The organism is Kribbella yunnanensis (assembly GCF_039529655.1).
Lineage (GTDB): Bacteria > Actinomycetota > Actinomycetes > Propionibacteriales > Kribbellaceae > Kribbella > Kribbella yunnanensis.
In genome coordinates this window covers 112274-131418 of sequence record NZ_BAAANF010000022.1, presented here as the reverse complement: position 1 = coordinate 131418, position 19145 = coordinate 112274, and the positions used below count along the sequence as shown (strand labels likewise).

General features: G+C 67.7%; 16 protein-coding genes. 9 read left to right on the top strand and 7 right to left on the bottom strand.

Annotated elements, in window-relative coordinates; genetic code table 11:
- Positions 1-94 precede the first annotated feature (94 nt).
- Positions 95-1741, bottom strand: a complete 1647-nt coding sequence (gene murJ / locus ABD231_RS32385; protein WP_344160557.1) for a murein biosynthesis integral membrane protein MurJ — start codon at positions 1739-1741, stop codon at positions 95-97.
- Positions 1734-4031, bottom strand: a complete 2298-nt coding sequence (locus tag ABD231_RS32380; protein WP_344160554.1) for a DUF6049 family protein — start codon at positions 4029-4031, stop codon at positions 1734-1736. The genes murJ and ABD231_RS32380 overlap by 8 nt, the downstream gene beginning before the upstream one ends.
- A gap of 63 nt (positions 4032-4094) precedes the next feature.
- Between ABD231_RS32380 and ABD231_RS32375 the strand changes: the two genes are divergently transcribed.
- Entirely contained in the window at positions 4095-5513 is a 1419-nt protein-coding gene (locus ABD231_RS32375; protein ID WP_344161683.1) for a CCA tRNA nucleotidyltransferase, read from the top strand.
- Here the strand turns inward: ABD231_RS32375 and ABD231_RS32370 are convergent.
- Positions 5510-6292 carry an aminotransferase class IV gene (locus tag ABD231_RS32370; protein WP_344160551.1) on the bottom strand — a complete coding sequence of 261 codons (783 nt, stop codon included), beginning with the start codon at positions 6290-6292 and terminating at the stop codon, positions 5510-5512. The genes ABD231_RS32375 and ABD231_RS32370 overlap by 4 nt on opposite strands.
- Before the next feature lie 53 nt (positions 6293-6345).
- Between ABD231_RS32370 and ABD231_RS32365 the strand changes: the two genes are divergently transcribed.
- Positions 6346-6960, top strand: a complete 615-nt coding sequence (locus ABD231_RS32365) for a hypothetical protein (protein WP_344160547.1) — start codon at positions 6346-6348, stop codon at positions 6958-6960.
- A gap of 402 nt (positions 6961-7362) precedes the next feature.
- Here ABD231_RS32365 and ABD231_RS32360 read toward each other — a convergent pair whose 3' ends face one another.
- Positions 7363-7809, bottom strand: coding sequence for a GNAT family N-acetyltransferase (locus ABD231_RS32360; RefSeq protein ID WP_344160544.1), 447 nt, complete (start codon positions 7807-7809; stop codon positions 7363-7365).
- 112 nt (positions 7810-7921) lie between these two features.
- Here ABD231_RS32360 and ABD231_RS32355 point away from each other — a divergent pair, with 112 nt between their 5' ends.
- Positions 7922-9475, top strand: a complete 1554-nt coding sequence (locus tag ABD231_RS32355) for an alkaline phosphatase D family protein (protein ID WP_344160542.1) — start codon at positions 7922-7924, stop codon at positions 9473-9475.
- On the opposite strand, the gene ABD231_RS32350 is transcribed toward ABD231_RS32355, so the two are convergent.
- Positions 9472-11376: a discoidin domain-containing protein gene (locus tag ABD231_RS32350; protein ID WP_344160540.1), complete on the bottom strand. Its 1905-nt coding sequence runs from the start codon at positions 11374-11376 to the stop codon at positions 9472-9474. The two genes, ABD231_RS32355 and ABD231_RS32350, sit on opposite strands and share 4 nt — an antisense overlap.
- 124 nt (positions 11377-11500) lie before the next feature.
- On the opposite strand from ABD231_RS32350, the gene ABD231_RS32345 reads away from it, so the two are divergent.
- The 3 genes from ABD231_RS32345 to ABD231_RS32335 all read left to right on the top strand — a co-directional run bounded on the left by ABD231_RS32345 (position 11501) and on the right by ABD231_RS32335 (position 14446).
- Complete coding sequence (locus tag ABD231_RS32345) at positions 11501-12511, top strand: LacI family DNA-binding transcriptional regulator (RefSeq protein ID WP_344160537.1); 1011 nt, start codon at positions 11501-11503, stop codon at positions 12509-12511.
- 97 nt (positions 12512-12608) lie between these two features.
- Entirely contained in the window at positions 12609-12977 is a 369-nt protein-coding gene (locus ABD231_RS32340) for a YciI family protein (RefSeq protein WP_344160534.1), read from the top strand.
- Positions 12978-13000: 23 nt separating this feature from the next.
- A complete protein-coding gene (locus ABD231_RS32335; RefSeq protein ID WP_344160531.1) occupies positions 13001-14446 on the top strand; it encodes a M81 family metallopeptidase in 1446 nt (481 codons plus the stop codon).
- A gap of 614 nt (positions 14447-15060) precedes the next feature.
- Here the strand turns inward: ABD231_RS32335 and ABD231_RS32330 are convergent.
- Together ABD231_RS32330 and ABD231_RS32325 are read right to left on the bottom strand one after the other, a co-directional pair.
- Positions 15061-15351 (bottom strand): hypothetical protein, encoded by a 291-nt coding sequence (locus ABD231_RS32330; RefSeq protein WP_344160528.1) that lies wholly within the window; start codon positions 15349-15351, stop codon positions 15061-15063.
- A gap of 45 nt (positions 15352-15396) precedes the next feature.
- A complete protein-coding gene (locus ABD231_RS32325) occupies positions 15397-15984 on the bottom strand; it encodes a TetR/AcrR family transcriptional regulator (protein WP_344160525.1) in 588 nt (195 codons plus the stop codon).
- A gap of 81 nt (positions 15985-16065) precedes the next feature.
- On the opposite strand from ABD231_RS32325, the gene ABD231_RS32320 reads away from it, so the two are divergent.
- Genes ABD231_RS32320 through ABD231_RS32310 form a run of 3 tightly spaced genes read left to right on the top strand, consistent with a single transcriptional unit; the run spans position 16066 to position 19143 of the window.
- Positions 16066-17310 carry an acyl-CoA dehydrogenase family protein gene (locus tag ABD231_RS32320; protein ID WP_344160522.1) on the top strand — a complete coding sequence of 415 codons (1245 nt, stop codon included), beginning with the start codon at positions 16066-16068 and terminating at the stop codon, positions 17308-17310.
- On the top strand, positions 17307-18101 hold the full coding sequence (locus ABD231_RS32315; protein ID WP_344160519.1) for an SDR family NAD(P)-dependent oxidoreductase: 795 nt from the start codon (positions 17307-17309) through the stop codon (positions 18099-18101). The genes ABD231_RS32320 and ABD231_RS32315 overlap by 4 nt, the downstream gene beginning before the upstream one ends.
- Positions 18094-19143, top strand: a complete 1050-nt coding sequence (locus ABD231_RS32310; protein WP_344160516.1) for a phosphotransferase family protein — start codon at positions 18094-18096, stop codon at positions 19141-19143. The genes ABD231_RS32315 and ABD231_RS32310 overlap by 8 nt, the downstream gene beginning before the upstream one ends.
- The last annotated feature ends 2 nt before the right edge of the window (positions 19144-19145 follow it).

Genomic DNA, 19145 nt, shown 5'->3' with positions numbered 1-19145 from the left:
GGTGTCTCTCGCCCTCCTGGATGCTGTGGTCGGCAGCCACCATCGTAGTGGCATCGTGATCCAGTCCCGGTGCACGAGTGCACAAGCGGTCCGATCAGCGGCGGCCAGGCAGCTTCGATGTGACCATCGACACCACGTCGTTGACCTCGTGGATCCTTAATACCCGAGCAACGCCCGCGTACACCGGCAGCAGCACGATTCCGGCGACGGCCAACTGGAGCAGCGCGCCGATCGGTCCGGAGAACTCGACGGCCAGCCCGACCGCCCACAGCGCCAGCCGCCCGGCACCCGCGCCGAGGGCGGCCGCGATCACCATGGCGAGCAACGGCAGCCCGATTCCGGCACCCGCGACCCGCGGCACGCGCCGCCGCAGTACCGGCCGGGAGATCAGTACGGCGACCGTGTACGCCAGCGCGAATGCGCCGCCGAGCATGACACCGGAGTACCGCAGGTGCTCCTCGTCCAGCAGCACCCGGACACCGACCAGGGCGGCCGTGATGTTCGTCGCCGCGATCACGCACTGCAGGAAGAACGGCGTACGGGTGTCTTCGAAGGCGTAGAACGTGCGCAGCTGGAAGTACTGGATTGTGTACGGCACGACTCCGAAGGCGAGCGTGACGAGCGTGTAGGCCATCAGCGTCAGGTTGTTCTTACCGGAGCCGTAGCCGGCGATCACCGTGACGATCGGGTAGGCGAACGCGATCATCGCGGCCGCGGCCGGTACGACGATCGCCAGCGTCTGCCGGATCGAGCGCGCGGACAGCCGGGCCACCTCGGTGAGATCGCGATCCGCGGCCAGCGCCGACATCTGCGGTAGCGCGGCGGTCGCGAGCGAGACGGTGATGATGCCGTGCGGCATCAGGATGATCAGCATCGCGGTCTGGTATGCCGTCAGACCCGCCTTGGCACCGAGGTCGTCGGACGCACTACCGGCGAGCGCGAGTTTGGTGACCACGACCAGCGTGATCTGGTTGACCGCGACGAACAGCATCGTCCAGATGCCGAGCTTGGCGGTCTGGCTGAGCCCGGTCCCGCGCAGCCCGAACTTCGGCCGGAAGGTGTGCCCGCTCGCCTTCAGATAGGGGAGCAGCACCAGCAGCTGCACTGCGATCCCGGCCGTGTGCCCGAGGCCGATCAGCAACTGCTCGCCGTGCGTGAACGTCGCCGGGGTGTCCCCGGTCCGGTAGACGAACAGAAACGTCACGATGACCGCACAGGCGACGATGTTGTTCGCGATCGGCGCCCACATCATCGGGCCGAACCGGCGCCGCGCGTTCAGCACCTGGCCGACCAGCACGAAGGCGCCGTAGAAGAAGATCTGCGGCAGGCAGAGCTGGACGAAGAAGACCAGGTTCGCCTTCTCCGCCATCCGGGACGGATCGTGCAGCTCTTCCGGCATGTAGAGGTCGGCGATCGCCGGAGCCAGCAGCACACACGCGGTCGTGACAACTGCCAGTACGACGAAGCCGAACGTCAGGATGCGGTTGGTGAAGTCCTGACCGCCGTCGTCGTGGTTCTTGATCGCCCGCACCAGCTGCGGGACCAGGACGGTGTTGAACACACCACCGGCCAGCAGGATGTACAGACTGTTCGGGATCGTGTTCGCAGCGTTGAAGATGTCGGCCCGCAGCGCGGTGCCGATGGCTGCCGCGAGCAGGGCGAGCCGGACGAATCCGAGCAGGCGGGACAGCACGGTCCCGGCTGCCATCACCGCCGCGGAGCGCAGGGTGCGGTCAGCCATCCTTCGAGCCGACTCCTTCTTTCAGCGACGCGTCCGCCGGGAGGCCGGCATCCCCGTTCGTGGCGGGCGTTCCGGGGGCGGCCGGCAGCGGCGCCGGGTGCAGCGGGTCGTTCTCGGGGGTCGCGTCGACTGCGGTGTCGTCGGCGGCCGGTGGGTTGCGGCGCTCGGCGCGGATCCGCCGGTAGATCCGGACGAACGACGTACCGAAGAGCAGTGCGCAGGCGGCGCCGACCAGGATCCAGCCGACGCTGCCGTACTGGCTCGCCTGGATCAGCATCGGTTGCGGGGCGCCGACCGGGTCGCCGTCGACGGTGACGACCTGGGCCGTGGCCTGGATGACACCGTTCTGCTCGGCGCTGGCGGTGATCCGGGGAGTCCACTTCTGGCCCGCTCGCACGACGACGGTGTCGACAGGCCGCACCCGCAGGTCGGTCCGGTTCACCGACCGGACGACGACGCCCACGCGGATCGAGTGGTCCAGATCGTTCGCCACCGTCAGCGGGAAGGTGCCGTTGCTGCCGGCAAGGTTGACCTTGATCCCCTTGCCCTTGTCGAGGCTCGAGTTGACCAGGTGCACCTGGCGGAGCTGCCCGTTCACCGAGCCGAGCTCGACATCGGCGTACTGCCCGGCCTTGTCGGCCTGACCGTTCCAGCCGAGCGAAGCGGACTGCATCAGGCCCTTCGGCATGTCCTGGCCGGCGGTCTCCGGATCGGACAGCAGGCTCGTGTAGGTGTTGATCGACTTCTCGAGCCGCTTGAGCTTGTCGAGCTGGGGACCGCTCAGGGACCCGTTCGTCTTCGGTGCGGCCGGGGCCACGATCGCGCGCGGCGTCGGGGTGGCCTTCACGACCTGGTCGACGGTCACCGGCGTCAGCCACGGCTGCGTGAGCGCGCCGGCAAGTGCCGAGGTCAGGCGGCCGTCGGTGTCCCAGCCCCGCGGCGGTACGACGACCGCCGTGGCCGGGCGCTTACCGGAGGAGGCGGCGAGCAGCAAGGTCTCGGCAAGGAATCGCTGCCGGACCTGGAGCGGGTCACGATCGGAGCCTGCGTCCGGTCCGCCGGCGGTCATGGCCGAGTCGGCGACGACTGTGCGGGTCTGCTTCGCCGGGCCCTCGGGGGTCAGCACCTGGTAGACCGACGTCCCCGGGGTCAGGACCTTGGCGGAGTCACCGGACCAGGCTGCGCTGTTGACCAGGTTCAGGTCCTCGGCCTCGTCGGCACCGGCGAACCCACTGGCGGCGAAGGCGAGATAGCGGCTCGCGGCGGTGGTGTTCTCCAGCCAGAGCCCGTTGGTGCGCCCCGGAAAGCCGAGGTTCGCCTGCTCGGTCGCCATCCGGGCCTGCCGGACCAGCTCCTTCAGTGAGCCACCCGCGTCGTACAGGCCGGCCACGTCCACATCGCCGTACGGCAGCGCCACGACCTGGCTACCGGTCTCCAGACTCTTGGTCAGGTCGGCGAGCCAGTTCTGGGCGATCTTGGCGTTGAGGCCGGGGACGGAGTGGCTGTAGCTCGTGCCGACCCGGTACTGGCCCGCCATCTTCCGGACCGCGTCGATCAGTGCGGGGTCGAGCAGCCAGGTGACGCGGCGCTGCTTGCCGAGGTCGAGCGCCCGGCGCAGCGAACCGCCCGTGGTCATGGCCTGCGCCAGGGAGTCGTCCACGAACAGCTGACCGCCGAGGAACGTCGGGCGGTGCTGCAGCGGGATCACCAGCGCGGTGCTGACCGGTCGCGTCAACGGTTCGGTGCCGACCACCGGCATCAGCGTGCGTACGCGGCCGGCAGTCGTCCGGGACTTGTCCTGCGGGTCGCCGCGGAACATCACGCCGACGGTGTAGACACCGGTGCGGCTGTCGATCCGCCACTCTTTCCACGGCACGGTCAGTGTGAACGGGACCTTGGCATTCGGGGCCAGCTTCTCGCCGAGGACCTGGTACGTCGTCGAATCCGAGTTCTGGAAGCCGATCCCGGAGCAGCTGTCCCGGTCGTTCATCGGGGTGTTCTGCTCGTTCGGTACCGCGGCGATCTCGGCGGCTGTCGTCAGCGGGTGCCGGTCGATACAGGTGACGGCCTGCGGGTTCCCGAAGGTCGCCGTACTGGTGTTGGTGACGGTGCCCTTGATGGTGACGGGCTGACCGGGTTTGGGGGCCACCGGAAGGAACGAGTCGATCGTCACCTGGACGGTCGGTTCGTCGTCCACGGCCATCGCCGGGACGGCCGAAATCGCTGCCGGGGCAACGATCAGCAGGCTCGCGGTCACCGCCGCGGAGAGCCTCAGTCGCCGTCTGAACACGCCGTCACCGTAACCTAGTTCCCCGTGTCACCTTTTGCCGACCAGTCAGGCCCTGCAGGATCCCTGTCCGCCGTACAGCGCCAAGGCGTCCAGTCACTGCTGGCGATCGCCCCTGTCGTGGACGAACTGGGCGCCCGGTTCGCCGCCGCCGGCCACGAGATCGCCCTGGTCGGCGGCCCCGTCAGGGACATTCTCCTCGGCCGCGGGAGCAAGGACCTGGACTTCGCCACGTCCGCGCATCCGGACGAGGTCGAGCGGCAGCTGGCCGGCTGGGCGGACCATGTCTGGGATATCGGCAAGGCGTTCGGCACCATCGGTTGTCGTAAGGGCGAGTGGGTGCTGGAGATCACCACCTACCGGTCAGAGTCCTACGATCCCACCTCACGCAAACCGGAGGTGGCCTACGGCGACAGCCTCGAGGGCGACCTGGCCCGGCGCGACTTCGCGATGAACTCGATGGCCGTGCTGCTGCCGTCACACCAGTTCGTCGACCCGTACGGCGGCATCGCCGACGTCGCGAACAAGGTGATCCGGACGCCGGGCAGCCCGGAGGACTCGTTCTCCGACGACCCGCTGCGGATGATGCGGGCGGCCCGATTCGCCGCCCAGCTCGGGTTCACGCCGGATCCCGGAGTGGTCGCGGCGATGACCGCGATGGCCGACCGGATCACGATCGTGTCCGCCGAGCGGGTCCGCGACGAGCTGATCAAACTGATCTGCGCCGACCACCCGCGGATCGGTCTGGACCTGCTGGTCACGACCGGAATCGCCGACCATGTGCTGCCCGAGTTGCCTGCGCTGCGGCTGGAGAAGGACGAGCACCACCGGCACAAGGACGTTTACGAACACTCGCTAACTGTGCTCGATCAGGCAATCGATCTGGAGTCGCGACTCCCGTACGAGGCTCCTGACTTCGTCAGCCGGTTCGCGGCGCTGATCCACGACATCGGCAAACCGAAGACGCGTCGCTTCGAGGACGGCGGCAAGGTGACCTTCCATCACCACGACGTCGTCGGCGCGAAGCTGGCCCGGAAGCGAATGAAGGCACTCCGGTTCAGCAACGAGCAGATCGACCAGGTCAGCAAGCTGATCGAGCTGCACCTGCGCTTCCACGGGTACGGCGACGGCGAGTGGACCGACTCCGCCGTACGGCGTTATGTCCGCGACGCCGGCGATCAGCTCGAACGCCTGCACGTGTTGACCCGCGCCGACTGCACCACCCGCAACCGCCGTCGCGCGGAAACCCTGCGGGCGGCGTACAGCGATCTCGAGGAGCGGATCGCGCGGTTGCAGGAGCAGGAGGAGCTCGACTCGCTGCGTCCGGATCTCGACGGCAACCAGATCATGCAGATCCTCGACCTGGCTCCCGGTCGCGAGGTCGGCGAGGCCTACAAGTTCCTGATGGAACTCCGCCTCGACCAAGGCCCGCTCGGCGAAGAGCGGGCCCGCGAAGAACTCCTCCGCTGGTGGGCCGAGCGCTAGATCGGCTGCGCCTCCTGGGAGGCGTAGGCAGCCGCGATCGTTGCGGCCGACTCCGGATGCGGTGCGTAGGTGATCTCGCCGATCGCGGCGACCGGTAGCGCGGGATCGATCGAGTTGGTCAGGTAGGCCGCGTCGAAGGCCGCCAGATCCGCGAGTGGGACCGGCGCCGTCTCGAACGTCGTCAGGCCGGCGAGGGGGACCGACGCCAGGCCGCGCTGCAAGACTTGCTGCCGGATGCCGGCCAGGATCGGCGCGGCTGGGAACACGATCTCGGTGCCGCGGGCGAAGCAGATATTCCAGATCGACGCCTCGGACACTTCACCCGCTGGCGTGTGGAACAGGGCGTCGTCATACCCGGCCGCGACTGCCTGCCGTGCGTGGTAGATGAGGTCGAACGTGCCGGTGTGCTTGAGGTGTGGCAATGCGCGCTGGTGCTGGACCGGACGCAACCGGAGTGGGGTGGTGCCGGGCTCGATCGGTTCGCTGCGGCGGATCAGCAGGTCGAGATCGCCCGCGAGCGAGAACACGTTGACGCGCAGGCTGCAGTCGCGGGCGTCGGCGAGCGCCGCACGGAGACCTTGGCGGATCCGGGCGGCGTCCAGCGAGCGGCCGAAGACCTCGCGGGAGCTGCGATCGAGGCGGTCGAAGTGCAGGTCGAGGCCGTCGACGCGGCCGTCGCGGACCTGCAGCGAGGAGAAGTGGCCGTAGCTGGTTGCCCGGAGCAACTCCGAAGTCACGGTGGGCAGTGGCTCGCCGTTCAGCACTAAGGTCTCGGTCACAACAGCAGTCTGACCTGAGCGAACCAGTGCGTCGGCTGGTCTACGCTCGCATCGTGGACGTGTGGAGCATCATCGGCTGGGGCGGATCCGCGTTGGTGGTGGTGTCGCTGCTGCAGACGCGCATCCTGCGGCTGCGCCTGCTGAACCTGGTCGGCTGCATCATCCTGGTCGGCTTCAACCTCGTCATCGGGGTCTGGCCGATGGTCGGCATGAACGCCGTCCTGGCGGTCATCAATGTCGTCCACCTGTGGCGGCTGCTGCGGCACCGGCACGACGAGGCCGAGTACGAGGTGCTCCGGGTCCGGGCCGACGACGCGTACCTCGGTCACGTCCTGGCCACCCACGCCCGCGACATCAGCCGCTTCAACCCCGGCTTCGAGTTGGCCGCGAGCCCGTACGCGTTCCTCGTCCAACGTGGCGAGCGCACGATCGGCGTCGTCCTCGCTCACGACGCCGGCGAGGGCCGCGCCCAGATCGATCTCGACTACGTGCTCCCGAAGTACCGCGACTTCACCCCGGGCGAGTTCGTCTACCGCCGCAGCGACGTCTTCACCGACCAGGGCTTCCACCAGGTCCTCGCCTCACCCCGGATGCGCGACTCCTCGCCGTACCTCAACGGCCTCGGCTTCCACCGCGACGGCGACACCCTCGTCCTCGACCTGCCCTAGGTCTCACCTGCAAGTTGTAGAAGTACAGATCTAATAAATGTACTTCTACAACTTTGCATACCGCGTATCCAACGGCGCTCGTGCCTGAAGAACAATGTCTGCGAGTGTGAGGAGTATGCGGTCGAGTGTGACCGCCGTGTCGTTGTGCATCGTTTACCTGCGGCAATCTCCCCACGGTCGAGGCAGGGTTGCCTGTTGTGGCGCCTCGAGTGGTGCCACCGTGCCGAGGGGGACCCGACACGCGGTCGGCGGACCGCCATCACCCACCAACTTGGCGCGGTCCGCTGGGTTCACGCTCAGGGAGCCCTGCTCGGGCGGCTCAGGAGTGCTTTGGACGGTGGTGCATGTCCGCCCCACCCCGCCCGAGTCCGCAACACGCCGACGACGCCGGCCGGTGCGCGTTCAGAGGTCCTTCGCGAAACACAGCGACGCCGACTCGTTCTCGAACGGCGGGTACGGCGGGGTCGGCGCATACCCGTGGTTCGTGTAGAGGGCGATCGCTTCCAGTTGCTGGGTACCCGTCTCGAGCCGGAGCCGCGTGATGCCGTTGCGCTGCGCCTCCGCCTCGACCGCGGTGAGCAGGTGCCGCGACAGACCCCAGCCGCGGGCGGACGGATCGACGTACATGCGCTTGATCTCGCCCAGACCTGGTCCCACCGGCTGGAGGCCGACGCAACCGACGGGGCTGCCTTCGAGAAGCAGCAGAATGAAGGCGATGTCGGGGTGCAGGCCGACCTGCGGCTGGTCGTCGCCGTAGACCGCGGCCAACTCGGCCTGCTGCGCGGCGGCGAGGGTGCGGATGGCGGGATCGGTGCCCGGTACGGCGCGCAGTTCCAGGTTCTCGATCATGCGTCCGGACGGTAGCAAGCAGGCGTGACGCAGCTGTTTCGCTTTCCTCTCGCCAGATCCGGGTCGCCGTGAGGTCTTCCACTATTCATGAAAATATTTCATTATCCAGGGCATGACTGTGACTCGGCGTACGGTGCTCGGCACGGTAGGTGTTCTCGGTGCGGCAGTTGCCGTCCCCCTGGAGGCGTTCGGTACGCCGGCGCTGCGGACCGCGGCGGATGCGTCGCCGACCCTGGTCACCGGGGCGACGTTCCCCGAGGGCGTGATGGCCGGCGTGCCGCGCACCGACGGGGCGATGCTGTGGACTCGCGTGCCGCGCGGGCTGTTCGACGGCGACGCCGAGTTGGCGGTCGTGGTCTCGCGGAATCGCGACCTGTCCCAGCCGGTCATCGTGAAGACGGTGATCGCGGAGAAGCAGTGGGACGGTTGCGTCCACTTCGCGGCGAATGGGCTGACCGCGGGCGAGGAGTACTTCTACCAGTTCCGCGGGAAGGACACGGTCTCGCCGATCGGCCGCTTCCAGACCCTGCGGCCGGCGGACTCGAACCAGCCGGTGCGGATCGGCTTCTTCACCTGCCAAGGCTTCACCGAGGGGTACTACGCGATGCACCGGCATCTCGCCGCGGAGGAGCTCGACCTCGTCGTCGGTCTCGGCGACTATGTCTACGAAGCCACCGTCCCCGGCGTTCGCGGGATCGATCTGAACCTCTATCCCCAGGTCCTGTCGTCGATGCGCGCGAAGTACACGCTCTATCGCAGCGACGACGACCTGCGTGCGATGCACGCGCAGCACGCGTTCCTGCCGCTGTGGGACGACCACGAGTTCCGCAACAACTACACCAAGAACAAGTGGTCGCTGCCCGAACTGTTCTTCCAGGAGAAGAAGTCGGCGGCCTGGCACACGTGGTTCGAGCGGATGCCGGTTCCGCGGTACGCGAACGACATGACCAGGACGTACCGCTCGCTGCGGCTCGGTAAGACGGCCGAACTCTTTGCCATCGACAACCGGCAGTACAAGGACGACCAGCCGTGCAACGACGGCGGCAGCATCATCTGTGCGGCAGCGGATGCCACGGGCCGGAGCATGCTCGGTCCCGATCAGAAGGCCTGGCTGGAGAACGGTCTGCGCTCGTCGGGTGCGCAATGGAAGGTGCTCGCGAACCCGAACATGATGATGGGGATGGTCACCGGCGCGAGCGGCGAGCGGGCGTTCATGGACACCTGGGACGGGTACGGCGCCGAACGGACCGAACTGCTGTCCCTCGCGGCCGACCGCGTCTCCGACCTGGTCGTTGTGACCGGAGACGACCACGACACGTTCTCGGGTGAGCTGTGGAACACCGGGTTCGCTCCGGGCACGCCCGGCAACCCGGCCGGGACAAAGCGTTCAGGTGTGGAGTTCGTCGTACCGTCGGTGTCGTCGACGAACACCGGGGACACCAAGGGGGTTGCTGGTGCGAAGGCCGAGGAGCAGAAGCGGTTGCAGTACAACCCGCATCTGAAGCAGGTCGACATGCGGCAGCACGGGTACGGCGTACTGGAGGTGACCCGCGACGAGGCGAAGCTGTCGTACCGAGCGGTCGACAAGCTGCACCCCGACGCGGGCGTCAGCACCAGCTACCAGGTGCGAACCGGACGGGGCAGCGCCCGGCTCGAGGTGCTCTAGCGATAGATCCGGAGATCCGCCAGACTCCACCAGTGGTCGCTGCTGCCGTTCGAGGTGACCCGGACATAGCGCGCGTACGACGGTTTGAGGTCGACCGTGGTCAGCTGGCCGGTCGACGTACCAGTCACCGGCTTCGACCAGCTCACCCCATCGTTGCTGACGGCAACTTCCCAGCTGGTGGCGAAGTCACCGCTCTGTCCGCCGCTGTCCAGCGCGATCTCCCGGAACAGCTTGCGGGAACCCAGATCCAGCTGGATCGACTGACCCGGTGCCTGGGCTGCCTTACTGGACCACACCGTCGATCCGTCCGCGTCGATCGCGAGCCCGGCCTCGGCGCCATTGACTGAAGCAGTCGCGGTCGCGCCGGCCAATGACACCGGCGTCGGCGTCGACAGCCGGGAGGACGGCCAGGTGAAGGTCCCGATCGCACCGCCCGGCAGTTCGTACTCGAACGACTGGTCGCCGACCGCGACCGCGAACTTCCGCGGCGCGTCGTTCTCGTTGTGTACCACCAGCGCGGTCGAACCGTCCGGGTTCTTGAACGCGGACGTCATCAGCTGCCCGTTCCACCCGGTCGTCCCGTACGACGTGCTTCCGACCCGCACCGCACCCGGCTTCACGAACTTCGACAGGTGGCCGATCGTGTAGTACTCCGCATCCGTGCTGACCGTGCCGTCGGCCTGCAGGGTGACGAGCCCGGTACACGTTCCGCAGCCGCCGAGGTGCGGACCGCCGGTGGAGTCGAGGGCGATGTTCCAGTTGACGACCGACTTCGCCCAGTTGCGGGTGGTGCCGAGCATCAGGTTGCGCGCATGCCAGGTAAGCGTGCCGCGGAAGATCTGCGGCGGGGTGTCGTTCGGCCCGTGCGAACCGGAGCACTCCGTGAACCAGATGCCCTTGTCCGGGAAGGCGTTGTGCAACGCGGTCTGAGCCGCCGCATTGCCCGAGTAGCAGTGGTACGCCGTACCCGCGATCCATCGCGCAGCGTCGGACTGCAGCAACTTGTAGGGGTAGTTGGTCTCCGGGTCCTCACCGGGCGGGGTGGTCCCGATGTCGCCGGGGTGCGTCGACCAGTTGTGGTCGTAGCCGAGGATCTTGGTCCGCGGGCTGGTCTTCTGCAGCAGCGGGCCGAGCCGCGAGATGACCTCGGCCTCCTGCCGGACCGGGACGTCGGTACCGGGGTAGCCGCCGGGCTTGCGGTTCTGCGGCTCGTTCTGGATCGAGAGGAAGTCGACCGGTACGCCGGCCCGCGTATACGCCTCGACGAACTTCACCAGGTATCGCGCATAGGCGTCGTACACCTTGGGGTCGTCCTTGAGGCGACCGCCGACGAGCGAGTCGCCGGTCTTCATCCAGGCCGGCGGGCTCCACGGCGACGCCATCACCTTGAGCGCGGGGTTGAGTTGCTTGGCGCGGCGGAGCAGTGGCAGCACCTGCTGTTCGTCGTGCTTGATGCTGAACTGCTTGAGCTTGAAGTCGGTCTCGCCGGGCGCGACGTCGTCGTACGTGTAGTGCTCGGTCGCCGCGGTGAAGTCCGACGACCCGACCGGCTGCCGCAGGAAGCTGACGCCGATGCCCTGCCGGGGATCGAACAGCTTCCGCAGCGTCTCCTCGCGGACCGCCGGGCTCAGCCGGTACAGCACATCCGCCGACGAGTCGGTGATCGAGGCGCCGAACCCGTCCATGGTCTGGTACGTCGTCCGCGGGTCGACCGTGATCGTCGTCAGGTCGCTGCTGTCTCGCTGAAAGGCGACCGGGGTGCGCTCGTGCAGGAGCTCGGCCCGGTCCGGGGTGGTCACCCAGATCCGGGCCTGGGTGATCGGGGGATGGGCCTCGGCGTTCGGCACGGTCAGCAGACCGGTGGTGAGCGCCAAGGCGGTGGCGATCATCGGTGTTCGCATCGCACTCCTCAGGGTGTGAAACACAGTGCAACAAACAGCGTCAGGAAACGACTCTCTTTGAGCCCTGTCAATGCCGCGCCGCCTGGGCTTAGAGTGCTGAGCGTGAAACAAGGTGATGTAACAAATGTCTAGGCGGCGTGCGACCGTGCGCGATGTCGCGGCGGCGGCCGGAGTGTCGAGTGCGACGGTCTCCCGAGTGCTTAACCAGGCCAGCAGCGTCGCGCCCGAGACGCGCCGTCTGGTCGAGCGCGCGGTCGAGGAGCTCGGCCTGCTCGCTCCCACTCCCCGTGGCGGTACGCCGAAGCCCGTCGCCGGTGCGGTCTACGTGCGCTGCCCGTATCTGCTGACCGACTACTTCGGCCTGATCGTCTCGTCCATCGCCGAGACCCTCGACCGCCACGGCCGTCAGGTCGTCCTCAACGCCGGCGAAGCCGCGGCCAACGAGCCGGTCCTGTCCCGGTTGCCGTCGCAGAGCGGTCTGGCCGGAGCGATCCTGATCCTCCCGCCCGAGTCGAGCGAAGACCTCGTCCGCCTGAGCTCGCGCCGCTTCCCCTTCGTTGTGGTGGACCCGCGCACCACCCTTCCGCGCGACATCCCCTCGGTCTCAGCCGCTCACCACTCGGGTGCTCGGCAACTGACCACTCATCTGGCCGCCCTCGGTCATACCCGCATCGGCGTCATCGCCGGCCCTCGCGAATGGCTGGCCGCCGACGCCCGGCTCTCCGGACACCACGCCGCCCTCGCTGACGCCGGCATCCTGCCCAACCCGGATCTCGTCCGCCATACCCATCCGACCACCGCCGACGGCTACGAGGCTGCCATCCAACTCCTGGCTCTCGACCCACGCCCTACCGCGTTGATCGCCTTCAATGACAAGTCGGCCATCGGCGCCCTCCAAGCCGCCACCGCCCGAGGCCTCAGCGTCCCCACGGATCTGTCGATCGCCGGCTTCGACGACCTGGACCTCAGCCAAGCGACCACCCCCCAACTCACCACGGTCCGCCAGCCCCTGGCCGAGATGGGCCGGATGGCCGTCAGCCTCCTCACCCGCCTGCTGGACCGCCATACCCTCGAAGCCCTGCACGTGGAACTTGCCACCGAGTTGGTTGTCCGCGGCTCGACCGGTCAGCGTTGAAATTAGTCTGGTGAGTGGTGTCGGATCGGACTGCAGCTGTTCGTGGAGTTGGTGTGCGGCGGCCGACCGGCCTGCCCAGACTTGATCGGAGACGACAGTGCCCGAGTACCTGATCAGCTTCAACGACGAGTGGGTTCCTGAGCACACGGAGGCGGAGATCCGGGCGAAGTCCGCGTCCGTGCGCCCCGTGATCGAGGAGATGAAGGAGGCCGGCGTCTTCCTCTTCAGCAACGGCGGCCTCGATGCCACGTCCGTGGTCTGCAGCGTCACGGCCCGCGACGGCGAGCCGGTGTTCACCGACGGCCCGTACGTCGAGTCCAAGGAACACCTCGGTGGGTTCGCGGCGATCGACGTACCGGATGACGAAGCCGCGCGGTACTGGGCCGGCCGGCTCGCGGTCGCGCTCGACTGGCCCCAGGAGGTTCAGCGCTTTCCCCGCTCCGTCGAAACCAGTGCGACCCCCTGAGCGGATGTGAAAGGTTGGACTTCATGAGGATCGGGATTGCCGGGATCGCCATCGAGTCCAGCACGTTCTCGCCGCATCGCGCCGGCCTGGACGACTTCGACGTACGGCGTGGGGAGGATCTGCTCAAGCGGTACGACTTCCTCGCGAAGGAATGGGCCGAGGGCGTCGAGTGGGTGCCGTTGCTGCACGCCCGGTCGTTGCCGGGCGGGGCGGTCATTGCGGAGGTGTACGACGCCCTGTCCGCGGAGATCATCGAGCGGATCGGTACGGCGGGTGAGCTCGACGGACTGTTCTTCGACATCCATGGCGCGATGAGCGTGGTCGGCCGTCAGGACGCCGAGGCGGATCTGGCCACCCGGGTGCGGGCCGCGCTCGGACCGGACGTGATGATCTCGACCTCGATGGATCTGCACGGCAATGTGTCGCGGGAACTGGGCTCAGCCGTCGATCTGATCACCTGCTACCGGATGGCACCGCACGAGGACGCGATGGAGAGCCGCGAGCGGACGGCGCGGAACCTGGTCGAGCGGTTGCGTTCCGGGCTGGGTACGCCGAAGAAGGCGTGGATCCAGGTGCCGGTGCTGCTGCCGGGGGAGAAGACGTCGACCCGGATCGAGCCGGCGGCCTCGATCTACCAGCGGGTCGGCGAGATCGCGGACGAGCCCGGCGTACTGGATGCGGCCGTCTGGGTCGGGTACGCATGGGCCGACGAACCGCGATGCCAGGCGGCCGTGGTGGTGATGGGCGACGACGAGGCGCTCATCACCGAGCGCGCAACCGAGCTGGCTCAGGCCTACTGGGATGCACGGTCCGACTTCGAATTCGTAGCACCGACCGGCACGCTGCACGAGTGCGTCGCGGCGGGCCTCAAGAGCACAGCCCGCCCGTTCCTGATCAGCGACTCCGGCGACAACCCGACCGCCGGCGGCGCCGGCGACGTCTCGTGGACCCTGCGCGAACTGCTGTCGGTTGAGGAGTTGATTGGCGGCCAGGCGACCGCGATCCACGCCAGCATCACCGACCCCGATGCAGTCGCCGCCTGTGTCGCAGCCGGCGTCGGCAACCCCATCAGCGTCGCAGCCGGCGGCAAAGTCGACTCCGGCCCCGCAGGCCCGGTCGAAGTCACCGGCACCGTCTTCTCCCTCTCCGAAGACCCAGTAGGCGGAACCGTAGCCGTCATCCAAATCGGCGGCCTGCACGCGATCCTCACCTCCCGCCGCAAGCCGTACCACCACCTCGCCGACTTCACCCTGCTCGGCCTAGACCCAGCCGCCACCGACCTGGTCATCGTCAAGATCGGCTACCTCGAACCCGAGCTCTACACCCTCGCCGCCGACTGGCTCCTAGCCCTAACCCCCGGCGGCGTAGACCAAGACCTCCTCCGCCTAGGCCACCACGCCGTAATCCGCCCCCTCTACCCCTTCGACCCCCACATGGCCGCCCCAGCCCTAACCCCCGAGCTCATCTGATCCACCCATTTCCCTGGCGAGCCACCGACCTTGGGGGTTCTGCACCCTTAACCAGAGTGCAGAACCCCCAATTTGCCTGGCCAACCAGCGAAATTCGGGTCGGAGACCGATCAGATCGGTGGCGCCGGGGAGTCCTCCCCGTCATCTCCGCTGCTCCACGGGGAGCGCCAGCGCACTGCCTATAGCGATGCGGGGAGGATCCACCCCCCGAATACGTCCCCGATCCACCCCAAACCAGCTCGACACCGGCCGGCATCCTCCCCAAACCGGTTTGGGGAGGATCCACACCACCTTTCCACGCGATGGGAGACCCTTACCTGCCGATTCAGAAAACATGCCGATTCGGTTGGGGGTAGCGCTCCCCAGCGGCGCCGTCCAGCACCGCTCCTGGCCTCACCCCGCCCCGAGGGGGTGGTTGCCTGTCGAGTCGGGGGGTTGCCCCCTCAGATTCTCGATGGGCAACCCCCCATCTGAGGGGATAACCACGGAGATGGGGGGTTGTGCCCCCAAGGCCAGGCTGACCCATCAGATGGCGGCCGGAGGGGTCGGTTACCACCGCGGTGGGGAAGGTGATCGGCCTCCTGATGCACCGGCCTCAGCCATAGCCCGGAAGCTCAGGCGACGGATACCGCGGTCACCGACCGCACCATCCCGCCCAGCCACAGACCCGCCCAGCCACACCTCCCTCTGTAAGCCGGCCGCAGCGGCGTCAGCCAATGCCGTAGGTTGCCGGCCGCATCCGAGCGATACCTCCGCCGTACGAGCTCGGCCACGGTCGCGCGATCCCCGCCGTACGAACTGCGCCGCAGGTGGATGCGATCCCCGCCGTACGAACTGCGCCGCAGGTGGATGCGATCCCCGCCGTACGAACTGCGCCGCAGGTGGACGCGACCCCCGACGTACAAGACCGCGCTGCAGGTGGATGCGCCTCCCGCTGTGCGAGCAAGGGGTCAGAGTTTGCGGAGGGTGTGGAGGGACTCGATGGCGTGGTCGATGAGTTCGTCGGCGGTGAAGGGGCGGGCGGATTCGCGGAGTCCGGACCATTCGATGGCCAGGTCTTCGGTGTAGCTGAGCCAGGCGTGGATGCGGAGGTACTCGACCGACGAGCGGTTGTCGGCGACCTCGGGTGTGCCTAGGTAGGTGAGGACTCGGCGGGAGAGGCCGATGCGGGTGTCGTCGTACACCTCGACGGCGTAGTCGTCACCGCCGGCGGCGCCGCGGACGAAGGAGATGTACGCCGTCCTCCGTCGGGAGATGAAGGCGACGAACTGCACGAGCATCTCGCGGAGTGCTTCGTCCGGCGGGAGGTCTTCGTCGGGTTTGGTGACTCGGAGGAGGCGGCGGCCGGCGGCGGAGATGACGGCTACGTAGTAGTCGCGCTTGCTCGGGAAGTAGTGGAAGAGCAGGCTCCGGGAGATCCCGGCCTGGCCGGCGATGGCGTCGATCGACAGCTCGTGGATCGGTTTGTCGCGCAACATCATCAAGCCGATCTTGACGAGCTGCTTCTTCCGATCTTCCGCGGTCAACCTGTTGTCCACAGTGTTGAGCATTGCTCAAAAGGGCGCTACGGTCAAACTTACCCGGCGGTACCCCGCCGGTTTCGGAAGGAGTGCTGTTACATGGGGTTCGAACCGTCCGCCCGTGCGCAGGACCTGATCGGGCGGGTCGAGGAGTTCATCCGGATCGAGATCGACCCGGTCGAGGCGGAGATCCACGCCGCGACCCGGGCCGCCGCCGATCCGTGGCAGCCGCAGCCGGTGTTCAAACAGCTGCAGGAGAAGGCCCGCGCCCAGGGTCTGTGGAATCTGTTCCTCCCCCCGGCCGAGCCGGGCAACGAGCAGTACGGCGAAGGTCTGCCGAACCTGGACTACGCACCACTCGCGGAGCTGATGGGCCGATCGTTCATCGCGCCGTACATCTTCAACTGCAATGCGCCGGACACCGGCAACATGGAAGTGCTGTTGCGCTACGGCAACGACGAGCAGAAGAAGCAGTGGCTGGAGCCCTTGCTGGACGGGACGATCCGCTCCGCGTTCTGTATGACGGAACCGGGCGTCGCCTCGTCGGATGCGACCAACATGGCCGCGACCGCGATCGTCGAGGGGGACGAGATCGTCCTCAACGGGCGCAAGTGGTGGAGCACTGGTGTCGGCAACCCCGAGTGTGAGCTGCTGATCTTCATGGGACTGACCGACCCGGAGGCCCATCGGTACGCGCGGCACACGATGGTGCTGGTCCCGCGCGACCACCCTGGTGTGAAGGTCGAGCGGTTGCTGCCGGCGATGGGCAGGTTCGACGAGCCGTTCGGTCATGGCGAGGTGTCGTTCACCGACGTCCGCCTGCCGGCCAGCAACATCCTGGTCGGCCCCGGTCGCGCGGTCGAGATCGCGCAGGGCCGGTTGGGTCCGGGCCGCGTTCACCACTGCATGCGGCTGATCGGCCTGGCCGAGAAGTCGCTCGAGCTCGCGCTGCAGCGTGGTACCAGTCGGCAGGCGTTCGGCAAGCCGTTGGTGAACCTCGGCGGGAACCGCGAGCGCATCGCCGATGCCCGGATCGCCATCAACCAGGCCCGACTCCTGGTCCTGCAGACGGCCTACCTGCTCGACACGGTCGGGCTCGCGGGCGCGCTCAGCGAGGTCAGCCAGATCAAGGTCGCCGTACCGCGGATGGCGCAAGATGTGATCGACATGGCGATTCAGTTGCATGGTGGTGGCGGTCTCTCCGATGACACCCCGCTCGCTGCAGCGTGGACGAGTGCGCGAGCGCTCCGGTTGGCCGACGGTCCGGACGAGGTGCACCGCGGGGTTGTCGCAAGGATCGAGCTGGCCGGCTACCTCGCCGTACAGAAGGAGGCCAAAGCGTGAGCCGAGTATTGGTCACTGGTGGATCGAGCGGTCTGGGGGCTGCGCTGGTCGCGCAGTTCGTGGCCCAAGGCCACCAGGTGCTGCGGACCGACATCGGTACGACGTTCGACGGCGACGACGGTCCTTATCTGCGACTCGACGTGCGCAACCCCGCGGACTGGGATGCCGCGGTCGCCTGGTGCGATGAGCACTGGGGCGGACTCGACATCCTGGTCAACAACGCCGGAATTGCGACCGGCGGCCGGATCGACGTCGAGACCCTGGACGAGTGGGACCGCGTCGTCGATATCAACCTGATGGGTGTGGTCCGCGGTTGCCGGGCGTTCACGCCGGTATTCAAGCGCCAGCGTTCCGGCTACATCGCGAACACGGCGTCAGTCGCCGGGCTGATCCACCCGCCGATGATGAGTTCGTACAACACGGTCAAGGCTGGCGTCGTCGCGCTGTCGGAGACGCTCTCGCACGAGTTGCAGCCGTTCGGCGTGACGGTGTCGGTGATCTGCCCGTCGTTCTTCCAGACCAACCTGGCCGATTCGTTCCAGGGTGCGGACAAGACGATGGAGTCGGGTGCCCGGCGGCTGATCGAGAAGTCGCCGCGGACCGCCGACGACATCGCGACGGTCGTGCTGGCCGGGATCGCGAAGAAGCGGTTCCTGATCATCCCGGACCGGCCGGCCCGGATGGCGTACCTGACCAAGCGCTGGGCCCGTCCGCTGTACGACCGGCAGATGCGCAAGTCCGCCGCCAAGGCTCACCGACGCGCAGAACAGGCCCAGCAGACACATGGGTGATGGTGGTCGCGCCGTCCGCGACGAGGACGCGTTCGACGTCACGGCGATGGATACCTGGCTGCGGCAGCACACCGAGCTGCCGCCAGGTGAGCCGACGGTCAAGCAGTTCTCCGGCGGCGCCTCCAACCTGACCTACCTGCTCCAATACCCCGGGCACGACCTGATCCTGCGTCGGCCACCGGCCGGGACGAAGGCGAAGAGTGCGCACGACATGGGCCGCGAGTACCGGATCCAAGCTGCGCTCAAGCCGGTCTTTCCTTACGTCCCGACGATGGTTGCCCACTGCACCGATGATGCGGTGCTCGGCTCGGAGTTCTACGTGATGGAGCGGGTCGCGGGCACGATCCCGCGCAGTTCCGCGCTCGGCGTCGACCTCACTCCGGAGCAGACCGGTCAGCTCTGCCGCACGCTCATCGACCGGCTCGTCGACCTGCACGAGGTCGACCCGGCCGCGGCCGGTCTCGCGGACCTCGGTCGCGGTGAGGGGTACGTCGGGCGCCAGGTCAGCGGTTGGTCGGACCGGTACCGCAAGGCGAAGACCTGGAACGTGCCGAGCTACGAGAAGGTGATGGCGTGGCTCGCGGCGAACCAGCCGGCCGATGTCCGCACCTGCGTGATTCACAACGACTTCCGGCTGGACAACGTCGTACTGGCTCCGGACGATCCGCAGCGGGTGGCCGGGATCCTGGACTGGGAGCTGGCCACGCTCGGCGATCCGTTGATGGATCTCGGCGGCGCGCTCGCCTATTGGGTGCAGGCCGATGACGACTGGGCCTTCCGCCGGTTCCGGCTGCAGCCTTCCGCTGAGCCGGGGATGCTGACCCGCGCCGAGATCGTTGCCTACTACACCGAGCGGTCCGGGCTGAAGCCGGAGAACTGGGCGTTCTACGAAGTGTTCGGGCTGTTCCGGCTGGCGGTGATCGCGCAGCAGATCTACTACCGCTATCACCACAAGCAGACGCGCAATCCGCGGTTCAAGAACTTCTGGCTCCCGGTCAACATGCTCGAGCGGCGTTGCCGGCGCATCATCCGGCAGGCCTGACG

Coding starts and splice junctions, on each gene's coding strand:
- ABD231_RS32345 (WP_344160537.1), top strand. CDS start 11,501: ATGTCTAGGCGGCGTGCGACCGTGCGCGATGTCGCGGCGGCGGCCGGA.
- murJ (WP_344160557.1), bottom strand. CDS start 1,741: ATGGCTGACCGCACCCTGCGCTCCGCGGCGGTGATGGCAGCCGGGACC.
- ABD231_RS32335 (WP_344160531.1), top strand. CDS start 13,001: ATGAGGATCGGGATTGCCGGGATCGCCATCGAGTCCAGCACGTTCTCG.
- ABD231_RS32310 (WP_344160516.1), top strand. CDS start 18,094: ATGGGTGATGGTGGTCGCGCCGTCCGCGACGAGGACGCGTTCGACGTC.
- ABD231_RS32320 (WP_344160522.1), top strand. CDS start 16,066: ATGGGGTTCGAACCGTCCGCCCGTGCGCAGGACCTGATCGGGCGGGTC.
- ABD231_RS32355 (WP_344160542.1), top strand. CDS start 7,922: ATGACTGTGACTCGGCGTACGGTGCTCGGCACGGTAGGTGTTCTCGGT.
- ABD231_RS32360 (WP_344160544.1), bottom strand. CDS start 7,809: ATGATCGAGAACCTGGAACTGCGCGCCGTACCGGGCACCGATCCCGCC.
- ABD231_RS32350 (WP_344160540.1), bottom strand. CDS start 11,376: ATGCGAACACCGATGATCGCCACCGCCTTGGCGCTCACCACCGGTCTG.